At 39.6% G+C, this 293-nt stretch carries 1 protein-coding gene; it reads left to right on the top strand.

All coding sequences use genetic code 11. The features are described from left to right. Positions 1 to 293 (top strand): hypothetical protein (locus ACFIK8_RS12020; protein WP_375669560.1); only part of this gene is annotated, 293 nt, incomplete at both ends.

Raw genomic sequence — 293 nt, 5'->3', positions numbered from 1 at the left:
TGATCTTATGATTGCAAAAACGTTGGCTGCGGTTCAAAAGGAATTTTCTCGTATCCATGGCAATATTAAAGGGGGGCGTGTGGGTATACTGGGCATGGGTAAGCTTGGAAGTCGTGAATTAACTGCTGGTTCGGATGTTGATCTTATTTTGCTTTATGAACATGATGAGGATGCAGAAATATCTGATGGAGAAAAACCTCTCTATATTTCTCAATATTATACCCGTTTTCCACAGCGTCTTATTGCAGCTTTATCTACTCTTACAAGTCAAGGTGTCCTTTATGCAGTTGATT

Source organism: Bartonella sp. MR168JLCBS (genome assembly GCF_042194175.1).
The sequence above is the reverse complement of the archived record's forward strand: the minus strand, read 5'-3'. Positions and strand labels throughout refer to the sequence as shown.